The sequence below is a fragment of the Dyella sp. A6 genome, assembly GCF_036320485.1.
In the GTDB taxonomy this organism is placed as follows: domain Bacteria; phylum Pseudomonadota; class Gammaproteobacteria; order Xanthomonadales; family Rhodanobacteraceae; genus Rhodanobacter_A; species Rhodanobacter_A aluminiiresistens.
In genome coordinates this window covers 2,771,489-2,787,704 of record NZ_CP132911.1, presented here as the reverse complement: position 1 = coordinate 2,787,704, position 16,216 = coordinate 2,771,489, and the positions used below count along the sequence as shown (strand labels likewise).

General features: G+C 66.7%; 15 protein-coding genes. 9 read left to right on the top strand and 6 right to left on the bottom strand.

Annotated elements, in window-relative coordinates; translation table 11 throughout:
- Positions 1 to 71: 71 nt before the first annotated feature.
- A complete protein-coding gene (locus RA164_RS12580; RefSeq protein WP_329741194.1) occupies positions 72 to 656 on the top strand; it encodes a threonine aldolase family protein in 585 nt (194 codons plus the stop codon).
- 20 nt (positions 657 to 676) lie between these two features.
- Here the strand turns inward: RA164_RS12580 and RA164_RS12575 are convergent, their stop codons facing one another.
- Positions 677 to 1,930: a polyhydroxyalkanoate depolymerase gene (locus tag RA164_RS12575; protein WP_329741193.1), complete on the bottom strand. Its 1,254-nt coding sequence runs from the start codon at positions 1,928 to 1,930 to the stop codon at positions 677 to 679.
- 151 nt (positions 1,931 to 2,081) lie between these two features.
- Entirely contained in the window at positions 2,082 to 2,576 is a 495-nt protein-coding gene (locus RA164_RS12570; protein WP_329741192.1) for an RDD family protein, read from the bottom strand.
- A gap of 50 nt (positions 2,577 to 2,626) precedes the next feature.
- Here RA164_RS12570 and xerD point away from each other — a divergent pair, with 50 nt between their 5' ends.
- From xerD to RA164_RS12540, 6 genes are all read left to right on the top strand, one after another.
- Positions 2,627 to 3,547 carry a site-specific tyrosine recombinase XerD gene (xerD, locus tag RA164_RS12565; protein WP_329741191.1) on the top strand — a complete coding sequence of 307 codons (921 nt, stop codon included), beginning with the start codon at positions 2,627 to 2,629 and terminating at the stop codon, positions 3,545 to 3,547.
- Positions 3,548 to 3,636: 89 nt separating this feature from the next.
- Positions 3,637 to 4,410, top strand: a complete 774-nt coding sequence (locus RA164_RS12560) for a disulfide isomerase DsbC N-terminal domain-containing protein (protein WP_329741190.1) — start codon at positions 3,637 to 3,639, stop codon at positions 4,408 to 4,410.
- A 154-nt stretch (positions 4,411 to 4,564) separates the two neighbouring features.
- On the top strand, positions 4,565 to 8,440 hold the full coding sequence (purL, locus tag RA164_RS12555; protein WP_329741189.1) for a phosphoribosylformylglycinamidine synthase: 3,876 nt from the start codon (positions 4,565 to 4,567) through the stop codon (positions 8,438 to 8,440).
- 53 nt (positions 8,441 to 8,493) lie between these two features.
- Positions 8,494 to 9,174 (top strand): hypothetical protein, encoded by a 681-nt coding sequence (locus tag RA164_RS12550; RefSeq protein ID WP_329741188.1) that lies wholly within the window; start codon positions 8,494 to 8,496, stop codon positions 9,172 to 9,174.
- A gap of 83 nt (positions 9,175 to 9,257) precedes the next feature.
- The gene (locus RA164_RS12545; protein WP_329741187.1) at positions 9,258 to 10,163 is read left to right on the top strand and encodes a glycosyltransferase family 2 protein; all 906 of its coding nucleotides are present in this window, start codon (positions 9,258 to 9,260) and stop codon (positions 10,161 to 10,163) included.
- Between the two features lie 100 nt (positions 10,164 to 10,263).
- Positions 10,264 to 11,169, top strand: coding sequence for a DMT family transporter (locus RA164_RS12540; RefSeq protein WP_329741186.1), 906 nt, complete (start codon positions 10,264 to 10,266; stop codon positions 11,167 to 11,169).
- Positions 11,170 to 11,220: 51 nt separating this feature from the next.
- Here RA164_RS12540 and RA164_RS12535 read toward each other — a convergent pair whose 3' ends face one another.
- The 4 genes from RA164_RS12535 to RA164_RS12520 all read right to left on the bottom strand — a co-directional run bounded on the left by RA164_RS12535 (position 11,221) and on the right by RA164_RS12520 (position 14,497).
- Complete coding sequence (locus RA164_RS12535; RefSeq protein ID WP_329741185.1) at positions 11,221 to 11,418, bottom strand: hypothetical protein; 198 nt, start codon at positions 11,416 to 11,418, stop codon at positions 11,221 to 11,223.
- Positions 11,419 to 11,508: 90 nt separating this feature from the next.
- Positions 11,509 to 12,021, bottom strand: coding sequence for a DUF2127 domain-containing protein (locus tag RA164_RS12530; protein ID WP_329741184.1), 513 nt, complete (start codon positions 12,019 to 12,021; stop codon positions 11,509 to 11,511).
- Between the two features lie 177 nt (positions 12,022 to 12,198).
- A complete protein-coding gene (locus tag RA164_RS12525; RefSeq protein ID WP_329741183.1) occupies positions 12,199 to 12,393 on the bottom strand; it encodes a YbdD/YjiX family protein in 195 nt (64 codons plus the stop codon).
- Between the two features lie 16 nt (positions 12,394 to 12,409).
- A complete protein-coding gene (locus RA164_RS12520; protein WP_329741182.1) occupies positions 12,410 to 14,497 on the bottom strand; it encodes a carbon starvation CstA family protein in 2,088 nt (695 codons plus the stop codon).
- A gap of 165 nt (positions 14,498 to 14,662) precedes the next feature.
- Between RA164_RS12520 and RA164_RS12515 the strand changes: the two genes are divergently transcribed.
- Together RA164_RS12515 and def are read left to right on the top strand one after the other, a co-directional pair.
- Positions 14,663 to 15,466 (top strand): DUF4197 domain-containing protein, encoded by an 804-nt coding sequence (locus RA164_RS12515; protein WP_329741181.1) that lies wholly within the window; start codon positions 14,663 to 14,665, stop codon positions 15,464 to 15,466.
- 93 nt (positions 15,467 to 15,559) lie between these two features.
- Complete coding sequence (gene def / locus RA164_RS12510) at positions 15,560 to 16,096, top strand: peptide deformylase (protein WP_329741180.1); 537 nt, start codon at positions 15,560 to 15,562, stop codon at positions 16,094 to 16,096.
- Positions 16,097 to 16,216: the final 120 nt, after the last annotated feature.

Sequence of the window (16,216 nt, the reverse complement as noted above, 5' to 3'; positions counted from 1 at the left end):
TCAAGCCGGTCGATCCGCATTTCGCGCGGACCCGCCTGCTGGCACTGGAAAACACCTGGCATGGCCGTGCGTTGCCGCTCAACTACCTGCATGCCGCGCACGATTTCGCGCGGGACCGGGGGCTGGCGCTGCATCTGGACGGCGCACGCCTGTTCAATGCCGCGGTCGCCTCGGGAGTGCCGGCGCGCGGGATCGCACGCTATTTCGACAGCGTGTCGGTATGCCTTTCGAAGGGGCTGGGAGCGCCGGTGGGCTCGGTGCTGGTGGGCTCATCGGCGCTGATCGACAAGGCACGGCGTTGGCGCAAGGTAACCGGTGGCGGCTGGCGTCAGGCCGGCATGCTTGCCGCGGCGGCGCTGCATGCGCTGGATCATCACGTGGCCCGCCTGGCTGACGATCATGCGCGTGCGGCACGACTGGCCGAGGGCCTGCATGGCATGCCGGGCGTGGAAACGCTGGGGCAGCACACCAACATGGCTTTCGTCAGCGTGCCGGCGGAGCGTCTGCAGGCACTGGACGCACATCTGCGCGAGGCGGGTATCCGCATCAGCATCGGCTATCTGCCGATGCTGCGGCTGGTGACGCATCTGGATGTCGATGACGAGGGCGTCGAGCGGACGCTGGCCGCGTTCCGCTCGTTCTTCGTCACGCCGTAAGCCGGGTCAGGCGGGGCGGGTCAGGCCGGAATGTCGTCGAACTTGCGGATGAAGTCGCGCACCTGCGGGTAGACCACTTCGCGCCAGCGCCGGCCGCTGAAAATGCCGTAATGGCCGGCACCTTCGATCACGCTGTGTGCGCGGCGCTTCGCCGGAATACCGCTGCACAGTTCCTGTGCGGCCTGGGTCTGGCCCGGACCGGAGATGTCGTCCAGCTCGCCTTCGATGGTAAGCAGGGCGCTGCGCTTGATCGCCGACGGCTTCACCCGCTCGCCATCGACGTTCCACAGGCCACGCGGCAGCAGGAAGTTCTGGAACACGGTGGAGATGGTGTCCAGGTAGAACTCCGCAGGCATGTCGAGCACGGCGTTGTATTCGTCGTAGAACTTGCGATGCGATTCGGCGTCTTCCTGGTCGCCGCGCAGCAGGTTCTGGTAGAAGTCCCAGTGCGACTGCAGGTGACGGCTGGGGTTCATCGCGATAAACCCGGCATGCTGCAGGAAGCCCGGGTATACCTCGCGGCCGTGGCCGGGATAGTTGGCCGGTACGGTGTGGATCACGTTGCCCTTGAACCACGACAGTGGTTGCGTGGTGGCCAGGTTGTTCACGCTGGTGGGGCTGCGGCGCGGGTCGATCGGGCCGCCCATCATGGTCAGGCTGCGCGGCGTGGGCTCTCCGCGTGCGGCCATCAACGACACCGCGGCCAATACCGGCACGGTCGGCTGGCATACAGAAATCACGTGCAGCGACTCGGCGCCGATGTGGCGGATGAAGCGCTCGATCAGTGCCACGTAATCGTCCAGCCCGAATGGACCGGCCTCCGCCGGAATCATGCGTGCGTCGACCCAGTCGGTGACGTACACCTTGTGATCGCGCAGCAGTGTGCGCACGGTGTCGCGCAGCAGCGTGGCGTGGTGTCCGGACAGCGGCGCCACCACCAGCACCACCGGCTCGGTCTTCATGGCTTCGATGGTGGCGGGGTCGTCACTGAAGCGCTTGAAGCGCTTCAGTTGGCAGAACGGCGTATCCAGTGCCACCCGCTCGATCACCGCGATTTCCTGGTCGTGGGCGCGCGCACTGTGGATGTTGAAGGCCGGCTTCTCGTAATCCTTGCCCAGTCGGTGCAGCAGCTCATAACCCGCGGCCATGCGCTGCGCACCCGGCCATTGCGCCCATGGCTGTGCCGGATCGCCCAGGGTGAGTGCGCTGGCCTCGGCGAACTGGCTGAGTGGGCCGAGAAACGCGCGTTGCCATTCGTGGATCTGGTAAAGCATGCCGGTAGTACCAGGGTGGACCAAAGGTTGCATTCTAGCGCGCCGGAGCACTTCGTGCTGCAGTGCCACAAACATGTAACGGCTTGTACTGTCAAGTACTTGAGGCGAATGCAGCGCCCCGTGGTGCATGCAGGTGTGGTGCGGCCCGTGCTCAGTCGTGGCGAGAGACCATCGTGCCGGCCGCCAAGTCATGCAGGGCGCGACGACGCGGATCCACCAGGGCGACCGTGAACCAGATCGTCCAGGCCAGCAGGATCAGCCAAAGGGTGGCGGGAATGCCCAGCATGGGTGCCGCGGCCAGCATGGCCAGCGGCAATGCCGCCACCAGCAAGCGCAGCAGGGCCTGTCGCCAGCGCAGTGGCGTACCGTCCAGCGCGCGCACGCGAGTATGCCATGGGCGCATGCCCAGGGTCTGTCCGCCACGCCGCCATGAGGCCAGGAAATACGAGGCCACCAAGGTGCCCTGCAATGGCTGGTACCACCAGACGACGTGTCCGTGCGGGCCATCGCCGATCAATCGGCCATGCGTGGCCAACTGGCACACCAGACCGACCACCATCACCAGCGCAGTGACCGCCAGCAGGTCGTAGAGCAGTGCAATCAGGCGTACCCACAGCGGACAGGGTGTCATGTCGTGGCGGTTCATGCGGCTCGCTTGCTTGCGTCCGGTGCGCGTGGCGGGCGAGCATCGCGCACATGCAGGACAAGAAGACGCATCTTACCGAAGTGGCCCCGGCCGATGCCGCCAGCATAGCGGCGTTCTTGGAACGGGTATGGTCCGAGGACGGACTGGCCGATCGCACGCTGGAAGCCTACCGGCAGGACCTGGAAGCGCTGGCGCGCTGGCTGGCGGGGCGTGGACGCTGCCTGGACGACGCGCGACGCGAGGACCTGTCCGCTTTCCATGCCGGCACGTCGGCGGCGGTGCGTTCGATGGCGCGACGGCAGTCGGCGTTCCGCCGCTACTACGCGTTCCGGGTGCGCAACGAGCCGGGTTTCGACGACCCTACCGTCCTGATCGAGCGTCCGAAAACGCCGCGCAGCCTGCCCAAGGCGCTGGCCGAGCGCGAGATCGAGGCACTGCTCGACGCCCCCGACGCCGGCACCACGCTGGGGCTGCGCGATCGCGCGATGCTGGAGCTGATGTATGCCTCCGGCCTGCGCGTGTCGGAACTGGTGGAGCTGCCGCTGGCCGCGCTCAACACCCGCCAGGGCGTGCTGCGGATCACCGGCAAGGGCGGCAAGGACCGGCTGGTGCCGGTGGGCGAGGTGGCGCTGGCGCACATCGATGCCTATCTGGCCGGCGCCCGTCCGGTGCTGGCGAAAGGGCGCCAGCCGTCGGCCCTGTTCCTCAGCAACCGTGGCGCGGGCATGACCCGGCAGATGTTCTGGGTGCTGGTGAAACGCTATGCGCTGCAGGTGGGCATCCAGGCCCGGCATATCTCGCCGCATGTGCTGCGGCATTCCTTCGCCACGCACCTGCTCAACCACGGGGCGGACCTGCGTGCGCTGCAGATGCTGCTCGGACACAGCACGCTCAGTACCACGCAGATCTATACCCTGGTTGCGCGTGAAGGCCTGAAACGGCTGCATGCCCGGCATCATCCGCGCGGTTGATGCGTGGCGCCGCCGTTCACGACCCGCAGGATGGGCTGTGCGAGAATCCGGGCTCCCATACCGCCTGTCTGCGGCCATCGAGGTGAATAATGCTGAAGAAATGGATGCTGGCCGCGTGCGTCGGTGGATTCGCGTTGAGCGCAGGCGTGGCCGGCGCGACCGATACCGATGCTGGTGCCGCGGCGGCTCCCGCGCCTGAAGCGGTGACCCTGGCGCTGGAAAAGTTCGCGCCGGGCCTGGTGATCGACAAGGTCGAGCCGTCACCGCTGCCGGGCTTCTACCAGGTCATCGCCGCCGGCCAGCTCGTCTACGTGAGCCAGGACGGCAAGTACATGTTCCATGGCGATCTGGTCGACCTGGCCCGTCACAAGAGCCTCAGCGACGTGGCCTGGGCCCGGTTCCGCAAGTCCGAGCTGGCCAAGGTGCCAGCCGCGCAGCGCATCATCTTCGCGCCGCCGCATCCGAAATACACCGTCACCGTGTTCACTGACGTCACCTGCCCGTATTGCCGCGTGCTCGACCAGCACATGGCCGAGTACAACAAGGAAGGCATCGCGGTGCAGTACCTGGCCTGGCCGCGCGAAGGCGTGACCAGCACCAGCGGTCGTCCCACGCCTGCCTACCAGGAAACGGTCTCGGTGTGGTGCGCGGCCGACCGCAAGGCCGCGTTCGCCTCGGCCATCAATGGAGCGGCGCCGAAGCCGGCCACCTGCGTGAACCCGGTGAAGTCGCAGTTCGACCTAGGCCTGAAGCTGGGCGTGAACGGTACGCCCACGATCATTGCCGAGGACGGCACCGTGATCGGCGGCTACCTGTCGCCGGTGCAGATGCTGCAGGCCGTGCGCAAGCACAGCGAGGGTTGAGCGCCGGACTGCGGGGCGCCGCTGCCGGCGCTTTGGCCGGCGCCGCCCAGCGGCCACCGGAAGCCCTGCGCGGGCGGGGTTGTCGCGCCCGCTTATGCCGTATTGCAGCATCAGGTAGAATACGCGTTTCCACTTGCCTAGCGCCGTTCCCCGCATGATCGCACTCGACGGGCAGAGCGCCCTTTCGCCGTTCCGCCTCGATCGCCTCAACGCCCGTCTCGATGCCCTGCATCGTGGCGCCCGTGTACAGGCATCGTGGTTCGTCTATTTCATCGATGCCGCCCAGGCTCCGGACGGCGAGGCGCGGCAGCGTCTGCTGGCCGTGCTGGAAGCGAACGATGCGCCGCCGGCGCCGGCCAGCCTGTGGGTGGTGCCGCGTCTGGGCACGATCTCGCCATGGTCGAGCAAGGCCACCGACATCCTGCACGGCGCCGGTTTCGATATCCGTCGCGTCGAGCGCGGCATCGCCTGGCAGCTGGCCGGTCTGCCGGAAGCGGGTGACGCCGCACACGACGCGGTGATGGCGGTACTCCACGACGCGATGACGCAGTCGGTGCTTGCCTCGCTGGATCAGGCGCAGGGCCTGTTCCTGGCCGGTTCGCCCGGCCCGCTGGTGCACATCGCACTGGGCGCAGATGCCCGCGCCGCGCTGGCCAAGGCGAATGCCGAGCTGGGCCTGGCGCTGGCCGACGACGAGATCGATTACCTCGCCGAGCGCTACGCCGAGCTGGGGCGCGACCCCACCGACGCCGAACTCTTCATGTTCGCCCAGGCCAATTCCGAACACTGTCGCCACAAGGTGTTCAACGCGAGCTGGACGATCGATGGCGAAGAACAGGACAAGAGCCTGTTCGCGATGATCAAGAACACCCACCAGCATGCGCCTGCCCACACGCTGTCCGCCTACAAGGACAACGCGGCGGTGATCGCGGGCAGCGAAGGCCGGCGCTTCTTCACCGATGCCGACGGCGTCTGGCGTGCGCATCCGGAACAGATCGACTACGCGATCAAGGTGGAGACGCACAATCACCCGACCGCGATCGCGCCATGGCCCGGCGCGGCCACCGGTGCCGGCGGCGAGATCCGCGACGAGGGCGCCACCGGTCGCGGTGCCAAGCCGAAGGCGGGGCTCACCGGTTTTTCGGTGTCGGACCTGCGTATTCCCGGCCATCCGCAGCCGTGGGAAGTGGAGCGTCCGCTGCCGCCGCGCATGGCCAGCGCGTTCGAGATCATGCGCGACGGCCCGCTGGGCGCGGCCGCGTTCAACAACGAATTCGGCCGCCCCTGCCTGGGCGGCTATTTCCGTACGTTCGAGGACGAGCTTCCTGGCGAGGCCGGTTTCCGGCGTGGTTACGACAAGCCGATCATGATTGCCGGCGGGCTCGCCAACATCCGTCACGATCACGTGCAGAAGCGTGAGCTGCAGCCCGGCCATGCGGTCATCGTGCTGGGCGGTCCAGCCATGCTGATCGGCCTCGGCGGCGGCGCGGCGTCGTCGGTTGCCTCGGGCACCTCCAGCGCGGAACTCGACTTCGCCTCGGTGCAGCGCGACAACGCCGAGATGGAACGGCGCTGCCAGCAGGTGATCGACGCCTGCTGGGCGCGCGGCGACATGAACCCCGTCGTCAGCATCCACGATGTCGGCGCCGGTGGTCTGTCCAACGCCATTCCCGAACTGCTCAACGATGCTGGCGTGGGTGGCGACATCGACCTGTCGAAGGTGCCTTGCGACGACCCGTCGCTGTCGCCGATGCAGGTGTGGAGCAACGAGTCGCAGGAACGCTACGTGCTGGGCATCGCGCAGGCCGATCTGGCCGAGTTCGAGGCCTACTGCAAGCGCGAGCGTTGCCCGTATGCCGTGGTCGGCACCGCCACCGCTGAGCGCACGCTGCGGGTGGTCGATCCGCGTCGCGACCTGACCGTGATCGACCTGCCGATGGATGTGCTGTTCGGCAAGGCGCCGCGCATGCATCGCGACACCCAGCGGGTGAAGCCGCGCGTCGACCTGTTGCCGGACCTCAACGGCATCGCCATGGACGAGGCGCTGCTGCGTGTGCTGCGGCTGCCCACCGTGGGCAGCAAGAACTTCCTGATCACCATCGGCGACCGCACCGTGGGCGGCCTCAACCATCGCGATCCGATGGTCGGTCCGTGGCAGGTGCCAGTGGCCGACTGCGCGGTGACCATGGCCGATTTCGACGGCTATGCCGGCGAGGCGATGGCGATGGCCGAGCGGGCGCCGGTGGCGCTGCTCAACAGCGCCGACGCGGCGCGGCTCGCGGTCGGCGAGGCGATCACCAACATGGCGGCGGCATCGATCGGCAGCCTGGACGAGATCCGTCTCTCGGCCAACTGGATGGCCGCGGTGAATCACCCCGGCGAGGACGCCGCGTTGTTCGATGCGGTCAAGGCGGTGGGCATGGAACTGTGCCCGGCGCTGGATATCTCGATTCCGGTGGGCAAGGACTCGTTGTCCATGCAGACCGTATGGCACGACGGCGAGCAGTCGCAGCGCACGGTATCGCCGGTGTCGCTGGTGATCACCGGCTTCGCCCGCGTGGATGACGTGCGCCGCACGCTGACGCCGCAGCTGCGCATGGATCGTGGCGATTCCGACCTGTGGCTGGTCGATCTGGGTGCGGGTCGCGACCGTCTTGGCGGTTCGGCGCTGACCCAGGTGTTCAACCGCAAGGGCGGCGTGCCGCCCGACCTCGACGATGCGCGTCGCCTGAAGGCGCTGTTCGAGCTGGTGCAGGAGGCCAACCGTGCCGGTCTGCTGCTGGCCTACCACGACCGTTCCGATGGCGGTGCCATCGTCACCCTGATGGAAATGGCCTTCGCCGGCCACTGCGGCCTGGAAATCCATCTCGACGGCTGGGCCGAAGCGACCCTGCGCGCATTGTTCAACGAGGAACTCGGCGCCGTGCTGCAGGTGGCCGCGGCCAACCGCGAGGCGTTCGAGGCGCTGCTGGTGAAGTACAGCCTGGCCGGCATGAGCCATCGCATCGGCCGGCCCAAGGAAAAGCTGGGCATCAAGTTGTTCCTGGGCAACGAAACCGTGTTCAAGTGGAACTGGAGCACGCTGTTCCGTGCCTGGAACGAGACCAGCCATGCAATGCAGCGCCGGCGCGACAACCCGCTCAGCGCGGATGCCGAGCTGGAGTGGCGACTGGACGACAGCGACCCCGGCATCCACCCGAAGCTGAGCTTCGATCCGGCCGAGGATATCGCCGCATCGCTGATCCAGGCCGCCAGTGCCGGTGCCGCGAAGCCGCGCGTAGCGATCCTGCGCGAGCAGGGCGTGAACGGACAGGTCGAAATGGCCGCCGCGTTCACCCGGGCCGGGTTCGAGGCGGTGGACGTGCATATGAGCGACCTTGCTTCCGGTCGCATCAAGCTTGCCGATTTCCGCGGCCTTGCCGCTTGCGGCGGGTTTTCCTACGGCGACGTGCTGGGTGCCGGTCGTGGCTGGGCCACGTCCATCCTCTACAACGACGCGCTGCGCGCGCAGTTCGCCGCGTTCTTCGAGGACCCGACCAGGTTCGCGCTGGGCGTGTGCAACGGCTGCCAGATGCTGAGCCAGCTGAAGGACATCATTCCCGGCGCGCAGCACTGGCCGAAGTTCCTGCGCAACGCGTCGGAGCAGTACGAAGCCCGAGTGTGCACACTGGAAGTGCTCGATTCGCCCAGCATCTTCTTCAAGGGCATGGCCGGTTCGCGCATTCCGGTGGCGGTGGCGCACGGCGAAGGCCGGGTGAGTTTCCCGCACGAATGCAGCCCGTCCAAGTCGGGGAGTGCGGTGCGCTTCGTCGACAATCGCGGCAAGCCCACCGAGAACTACCCGCTCAATCCGAACGGCTCGCCCGGTGGCATGGCCGGTTTCACGGCCGCGGACGGTCGCGTGACGATCCTGATGCCGCATCCGGAACGTGTGTTCCGCAGCGCGCAGATGAGCTGGTGTCCCGACAGCTGGGGCGAGGACTCGCCCTGGATGCGGATGTTCCGCAATGCCAGGGTGTGGTGCGGCTGAGGCCACCATCGTCTGCTCATCGGTGGCAGGACGCAGGGCCTGCCACCGCCTGGATGTTGTTGCTGGCCGTGCTGCCCTGGTGGCTCGGCCTGCCGCTGTTGCTGGCGCTCGCCGCCGCGCTTTTGGCCGAGGTAAGCTGGCTGGCCGATCATGCCGTGTTGCTGAGGCGGGGCCTGCGCTGGGGCCTGCCGGGCTGGCTGGCGCGCGTGCTGCTGAGCCTGGGCGGCGATGCCCGGGCCTGGGTGCTGACCCTGCTGGCCGGGCTGGCCGGCTTCTCGCTGCTGATGCTGCTGGAGGGCTGGCTCGGTCGCGACCGTGCGCGTCCGTCGCTGCCTTCGTCGACGGCGGAATGGCCGGATCTGGCGATGGCGCCGATCGGTCCGCCAGCGATGATCATCGAGCTGGAGCCGCCTAGCTGGCAGGACCCGCGCACAGGTGTCCCGGACCCGCGTGGCGGTTCGCTTCAGTACAGCGGGCACGCGTTGACCCTGGCCGACGGCACCCGCATGGATGGCGTGGAACCGCGCTGCAGCTTCAGCGTCGATGGTCGCTGGCTGGCGGTGTCGTTGCCCAACGAACAGGGCGTGGCCATGCAGGACCGCCAGCGCCGGCGCTGGCATCGGCTGCGTGGCTGGCAGCTCAGCGGCTGGCATGACGGTCAGCCCTGGCTGGTGCGGGACGAGTCGTCCACGCCACGGCCGTTGCCCTACGTGCTGGGGCAGGACGATGCGTGATCGCCCGTGGTCGCGAGGATGATCCGGCGTCGCCTGGCATCTACGCCATTCACCGGCATCGTCGTCTCCCGCATACTTGCCTGGTGAATACCTCCGCTTCCCCCGACAAATCCCGGTTGCTCAGTGTGGTCGTGGTGTCCGCCGACAGTGGCGACAGCCTGCGCGACTGCGTGCGTCATGTGCTGGGCTGCACGCCGCGGCTCGAACTGATCCTGATCGACAATGCCTCGGCCGATGGCGTGCCGCAGGCGATCGCGCGCGAGCATGCCGGCGATCCGCGGTTCCGCGTGCTCTACAACGGCGCCAACCTGGGTTTCGGCCCGGCCGTGAACCGCGCCGTGGCGCAGGCAGCGGGCGACATGCTGCTGGTGCTCAACCCCGACTGCATGCTCGACGACGGTTCCCTGCAACGGCTGCTCGAGGTATGCACCGATACGCCGCAGGTCGGCCTGGTCGGCGCCGTGGTGTGCGATGCAGCCGGTACGCCCGATCCGGCGTCGTACCGGCGCGATCCCTTGCTGAGACGCGCACTGACGTGGCTGTTCGGCAGGCGCGGCGAAGGCGTGAACATCGAGGGGGCGATGCCCGATCACGTCGTCGATGCCGAGGTGGTGTCGGGTGCCTTGATGGTGCTGCCGCGAGAGGTTTTCGATCATGTGGGCGGCTTCGACGAAGACTACTTCCTGCACTGTGAGGATCTGGACCTGTGCCATCGCGTACGCGACGCCGGTTGGCGCGTGCTGCTTGCAGGCGATGTGCACGTCCTGCATGGCAAGGGCGGTTCCAGCCGGCACCGCCCCGTATTCGTCAGCTACCACAAGCATCGGGGCATGTGGCGCTGGTTCCGCAAGTTCGACCCGTCCGCGCGCAACCCGTTGACTGCCGCCATCGTGTGGCTGGGCATCTGGGCGCATTTCCTGCTGAAGGTGCCGGGACAGTGGATGGGAAAGAGCAGGAACAAGGAGACCGGAAAGAGGCGTGAGGAGTGAGAGAAGGCGTGGAGCAAATCCGCAGCCGTTATGAGCCGCTCTCCGGCGCGAGCTTTCTCTCGCGCTTCACTTCTCCCGACTCACTTCTCGCTTCGATCCGATGACCACTTCACGTCTGCGCACTCTTGCCACCCTGGGCCTGCTGGCGATGACCGCCGCCTGGGGTTCCACCTTCGTGCTGATCAAGGAGATCGTGGCACGCATGCCGGTGGCCGATTTTCTGGCGGTGCGTTTCGTGGTGGCCGCATTGGCCATGCTGCTGCTGTTTCCGCGGCGTGTCTGGCGGCTGGGGCCGACGGGCATCGGGCGTGGCCTGGTGCTGGGCGCGATCTACGGCGTGGCGCAGCTGCTGCAGACCTGGGGACTGGCCCTGATCGCTCCCAGCGTCAGCGGCTTCGCGACCGGCATGTATGTGGTATTCACCCCGATCCTGGCCACGCTGTTGCTGCGCCAGCAGTTGCCGGGCCGGATCTGGATCGCCGTGCTGCTGGCCACGCTGGGTCTTGGTCTGCTCTCGCTGCACGGCTTGTCGGTGGGCACCGGCGTCTGGCTGACCCTGGCATCGGCGGTGCTGTATGCCCTGCACATCGTGGTGCTGGGGCACTGGACGCGGGCGGAAGATGCGCTGGGGCTGTCGGCGGTGCAGATGGTCGCGATCGCGTTGGTCTGCGGAGCGGCGACGCTGCCGCATGGCGGTCCGGTACTGCCGCCGGATACCGGGATCTGGCTCGGCGTGCTCTACATGGCGCTGATTGCCGGTGCCGGTGCGATGCTGGTGCAGACCTGGGCGCAGGCACACCTGCCGGCGACCCGGGCGGCGATCGTGATGACGACCGAGCCGGTATTCGCCGCCGTCTTCGCCGTGGCTCTGGGCAGTGACGTCATGAGCTGGCGAATGCTGGCCGGTGGCGCGCTGGTGCTCGGGGCCATGTACCTGGTGGAACTGGCACCGCGTCGGCGTGCGGTCGACGGACTGCCCGCGGAAGCCATGCATCACGAGGTGTAAGTAGCCGGTCCGGGCATGCCATGCCCAGCCAGGGCGTAGTCACAGTACAGGTCAGAGCCTGACGAAGTACGGTACCGCCATCAGTACCGCGCCGATGCCGATCAGGGCGAAGGTGTTGGAGACGAAATAGGGAAAGGCGATCAGCGCGATGCCGCAGGCCAGCGGGACGGGGCTCTGCTGCTTCCTGCCGTAGAGGAAGAAGCCGCTCCCGATACAGCCGAACAGCAGTCCCCAGAATAGCGATGCCACGCTCACATTCGTCTCTCGTCGCTGGATAACGGTCTGGACGTCATTGTGCATGCGTGCGCCATTTCGGGCCAGACACATTCCGGCATCGGTTCAGTGGGAATGCGTGCGCGCCAGCACCTTGCGGGCCTCGCGTGTCTGCACGGCCACCCGCACCAGGTAGATCACGATGACGATGTTGCCGACCAGGGCGGCCAGCTGCAGCCAGCCGAAGTGCATCAGCACTTCATAGAGCTCCAGCGGGATCAGCGACGAGGTGGCGATGACGGTAAACCACTCGGCCCAGTACTTGCCCATCAACAGGCCGATACCCTCGATGCCGAACAGCACGGCATAGCCCAGCGAGACCATGCCGATGGCGACGAATCGGCTGGGGCCGAAGTCGACCAGGGCCGATACCAGTCGCCAGCGCAGTCCGCTGCTGTCGGTCAGCGGCAGATGCTTCAGCCAGTGCACCAGCTGCTCGAAATTCTGTGTGCGGTCGAGATGGAAAGCAGCCGCGGCGATCAGCACCAGACAGGTCGTCTTGATGATCTCGTAGACCGCGATGACACGCAGGCCGGCGCGGTGCGGGTGTGCCGCGTGGGCGGTACTGGATTCGGGCATGGGCGGATTGTCGGAAGCGTTGTCCTATTGTCCCCGGGCTGGGCGCGCTTGGCCAATGCCATGCTGCGTGGCGCCGGGCGCGGCTTTCAGGTGACCGCCATTGCCGGTTGACGGTCCCCAAACGGATACGGCCATGTCCGCCGGACATGGCCGTATCGCGTATTCAGGTGGCACCGCCTAGCAGCAGCGGCCACCGGTTCCCTTGTAACGCGCTTCCTGACGCTCGCGGAAGAATTCCTTGTAGCTGGGAACCTTGCGCTCGGGGTGGTGTTCGCGCAGGTGTTTCACGTAGACATCATAGTCCGGCACCCCGCAGCACAGGCGGGCGGTCTGCACTGCCCACTTGCGTATCGACTGGAAGTTCATGCTCATGACGTCCTCCCGGCTTTCAATGCCCGGTGGCACCGGCTGGCACCGTGTCCAGCGCCACGTAGGGTTCTTCGTGCGCGGTCGGTTTGCTGGCGCGCAGTGCCTTGAAGATCGCATTCAGGGTAAACCCGAGCATCACCACGATCAACAGCATGAAGATGGCAGTCAGCGTCATGTCCACATAGTTGTTGGTGACGATGCGCTGCATCTCGACCACGTTCTTGGCCGGGGCCAGCATCTGGTTGTTCTGCATCGCGGCGGCGTATTTGTTGGCTGCCGCAGTGAAGCTGATCGGGCCGCTGAGCTTTTCCCAGCCCGCGGTCAGCGTGCAGACGATCAGCCAGATGGCCGGAATGCCGGGCACCCACATGAAGCGCTGGCGCTTCAGCTTCACCACCACCACGGTGCACAGCATCAGTGCGATCGCGGCGAGCATCTGGTTGGCAATGCCGAACAGCGGCCACAGCGTATTGATGCCACCCAGCGGATCGACTGCGCCCTGGTACAGGAAGTAGCCCCACAACGCGACGCAGATGCCGGTCGCCAGCAGGTTGCCGGTCCACGAACGGGTTTCCTGCAGTGGCTTGTGCACCAGGCCGGCGATCTCCTGGATCATGAAGCGGCCCACGCGCGTGCCGGCATCGACCGTGGTCAGGATGAACAGGGCTTCGAACAGGATCGCGTAGTGGTACCAGAAGGCCATCATGCCGTCGCCGGGAATGATGTTGTGCAGCAGCTGAGCCATGCCTACCGCCAGCGTCGGCGCACCGCCGGCGCGGCTGAGGATGCTCTGTTCACCCACGTTCTTGGCGGTCTGGATCAGGTCCTGTGGCGTGACCACGAAGCCCCACTGGCTGATCGTGGCGGCCGCGTGTTCCGCGGTGGTGCCGATGATCGCGCTGGGCGAGTTCATGGCGAAGTACACGCCCGGGTGCAGCGAGGCGGCAGCCACCAGCGCCATGATCGCCACGAAGGCTTCCATCAGCATGCCGCCGTAGCCGACCAGGCGCGCCTGGCCTTCGTTGGCCAGCAGCTTGGGCGTGGTGCCCGAGGCGATGATCGAGTGCCAGCCGGAGACTGCGCCGCAGGCGATCGTGATGAACAGGAACGGGAACAGGTTGCCGGCGAAGACCGGGCCGGAACCGTCGACGAAACGGGTCACCGCTGGCAGCTGCAGGGTCGGCGCGGCCAGGAAGATCGCCAGCGCCAGCAGGGCGATGGTGCCGATCTTCAGGAAGGTGGACAGGTAGTCACGCGGTGCCAGCAGCAGCCACACCGGCAACACCGAGGCACAGAAGCCGTAGACGATCAGCAGCCAGGCCAGGGTCTTGGCGTCGAAATCGAACATCGGCCCCAGCGTGGCGGAGTCGGCCACGAATTTGCCGTACCAGATGGCGAGCAGCAGCAGCACCAGGCCGATGATCGACACCTCCATGATGCGGCCGGGGCGAATCCAGCGCAGGTAGGCGCCCATCAGCAGCGCGATCGGGATGGTGCTGGCGACGGTGAACGTGCCCCATGGGCTGTGCGTCAGCGCCTTGACCACCACAAGTGCCAGCACGGCCAGCACGATCATCATCAGCACCAGCACGCCGAACATTGCGACCAGACCGGGGGCTGGCCCAAGCTCGTCGCGCAGCATGTTGCCCAGCGAGCGGCCGTCGCGTCGCAGCGACAGGCCGAGCACCATGAAGTCCTGCACCGCGCCGGCGAAGACCACGCCGAACAGGATCCAGAGGGTGCCGGGCAGATAGCCCATCTGCGCCGCCAGTACCGGGCCGACCAGTGGGCCGGCGCCGGCGATCGCGGCGAAGTGGTGGCCGAACACGACCCACTTGTCGGTGGGCACGTAGTCCAGGCCGTCGTTGCGCAACACCGAGGGTGGCGCGCGGCTGGGATCCATCTGCAGCACGTGGTGCTCGACGAACTTGCCGTAGAAGCGGTAGCCAATGACGAACACCGCCATCGATGCCGCGACCAGCCAGATCGCATTGATCGACTCGCCGCGGCGCAGTGCCACCACGCCAAGACACCAGGCACCTACGATGGAAATGGCAACCCACAGGATCTTTCCCGCCGGGCTGGGTTTTATGGTCGCACTCTGCATGAGGGATCTCCCCTGGAAGACCCGGCAAGAGTCTCGCCGCGTGGCGTATGGGGTCAATGCCGTCGGGCTTAGCCATTGGTCGAATGCCGCTGTCGGACAAGGCGCGGCGGGCGTGGCGCAGGGGCTTTACACTGGCCGGACATCCGACCGAAAGGAGTCCGTCTCATGCGTCTGCACCGTCGTTCACTCTGGCCCGCCGTGCTGTTGTGTGCCGTGGCCCTGCCGGCTGCGGCTGGCGGCATCCAGTTCAAGGCATGGCTCGACAAGGCGAAGCAGGCGGTGCATGTGCCGGCGTCCGGACAGGCGGGCGCAAACCTGCCTATCGGCGACATCACGGCCGGCCTGAAGGAGGCGCTGGCCAAGGGCACCACGCATGCGATCAAGAGCCTGGGTCGCAACAATGGTTTCTGGGACAACCCGAAAGTACGCATTCCGTTGCCGGGCAAACTGGAGCAGGTTGCCGGGCTTGCTCGCAAGTTCGGCATGGGCGCGCAGGTGGATGCGTTCGAACTCAGCCTCAATCGCGCCGCCGAGAAGGCTGTGCCGCAGGTGGCGGACATCTTCGGCAATGCGATCCGCAAGATGACCCTCAAGGATGCACGCGGCATCCTGCAGGGCGGTGATCATGCCGCTACCGATTACTTCCGCCGCGTGGCCGGCCCGGCGCTGGTGGCGCGTATCGAGCCGATCGTGGCAAAAGCCACCAGCCGCGTCGGCGTGACCGAGAAGTACAAGGCGCTGACCACGGGCAGCGGAAGTGCCCTGGACGGTGCGCTGGGCTCGCTGGAATCATTGCGCGGCGGCCACGCGAACAACGGCGGAGCCAATCCGCTGGACCTGGACCGTTATGTCACCGACAAGACCATCGCAGGCCTGTTCACCGTCATCGGCGAGCAGGAGAAGTCGATCCGCGACAACCCGGCAGCCCGCACCACCGACCTGCTGAAGAAGGTGTTTGGCGGCCGTTGAGGCCGCCTTGCCGGGGTATTCACCCGTCAGTACATCGCGCAGACATGATTCGGGCTAGAGTCGACGGCCTGACAGGCGAGTGACGAGGTTCCGATGATCCGCGAAATCCTCAAGATGGGCGACCCGCGGCTGTTGCGCGTAGCCCCGCCGGTACCCGACGCGATGATCGGCAGCGCGGAACTGGACGCGCTGATCGCCGACATGTTCGACACCATGCACAATGCCGGTGGCGTGGGCCTGGCGGCGCCGCAGATCGGCATCGACCTGCAGTTGGTGATCTTCGGCTTCGAGCATGCCGAGCGTTATCCCGATGCGCCTGCGGTACCACGCACCATCCTGTTGAACCCGATGATCATGCCGCTCTCACAGGACATGGAGGAGGGCTGGGAGGGTTGCCTGTCGGTGCCCGGCCTGCGTGGTGCGGTGAACCGCTACACGCTGATCCGCTATCAGGGCATCGACCCCAAGGGGATGCCGATCGATCGCACGGCCGATGGCTTCCATGCGCGCGTGGTGCAGCACGAGTGCGATCACCTGATCGGTCGGCTCTATCCCTCGCGTATCACCGACTTCAGCAAGTTCGGCTTCACCGACGTGCTGTTTCCCGGACAGGATCTGGGCGACGACTGAGGTCGTCGCGGAACGGGTCCAGGCTGGCGCCGCCGATGATCGGCACCGACATCGGTTGCCGATGCGGTGCCGGTTCCGGCGGGTGAGAGAATCGCGCGTTTTGTGACCCGTGTCTCAAGT

Coding starts and splice junctions, on each gene's coding strand:
- RA164_RS12575 (WP_329741193.1), bottom strand. CDS start 1,930: ATGCTTTACCAGATCCACGAATGGCAACGCGCGTTTCTCGGCCCACTC.
- RA164_RS12570 (WP_329741192.1), bottom strand. CDS start 2,576: ATGAACCGCCACGACATGACACCCTGTCCGCTGTGGGTACGCCTGATT.
- xerD (WP_329741191.1), top strand. CDS start 2,627: ATGCAGGACAAGAAGACGCATCTTACCGAAGTGGCCCCGGCCGATGCC.
- RA164_RS12560 (WP_329741190.1), top strand. CDS start 3,637: ATGCTGAAGAAATGGATGCTGGCCGCGTGCGTCGGTGGATTCGCGTTG.
- purL (WP_329741189.1), top strand. CDS start 4,565: ATGATCGCACTCGACGGGCAGAGCGCCCTTTCGCCGTTCCGCCTCGAT.
- RA164_RS12550 (WP_329741188.1), top strand. CDS start 8,494: ATGTTGTTGCTGGCCGTGCTGCCCTGGTGGCTCGGCCTGCCGCTGTTG.
- RA164_RS12540 (WP_329741186.1), top strand. CDS start 10,264: ATGACCACTTCACGTCTGCGCACTCTTGCCACCCTGGGCCTGCTGGCG.
- RA164_RS12530 (WP_329741184.1), bottom strand. CDS start 12,021: ATGCCCGAATCCAGTACCGCCCACGCGGCACACCCGCACCGCGCCGGC.
- RA164_RS12525 (WP_329741183.1), bottom strand. CDS start 12,393: ATGAGCATGAACTTCCAGTCGATACGCAAGTGGGCAGTGCAGACCGCC.
- RA164_RS12520 (WP_329741182.1), bottom strand. CDS start 14,497: ATGCAGAGTGCGACCATAAAACCCAGCCCGGCGGGAAAGATCCTGTGG.
- RA164_RS12515 (WP_329741181.1), top strand. CDS start 14,663: ATGCGTCTGCACCGTCGTTCACTCTGGCCCGCCGTGCTGTTGTGTGCC.
- def (WP_329741180.1), top strand. CDS start 15,560: ATGATCCGCGAAATCCTCAAGATGGGCGACCCGCGGCTGTTGCGCGTA.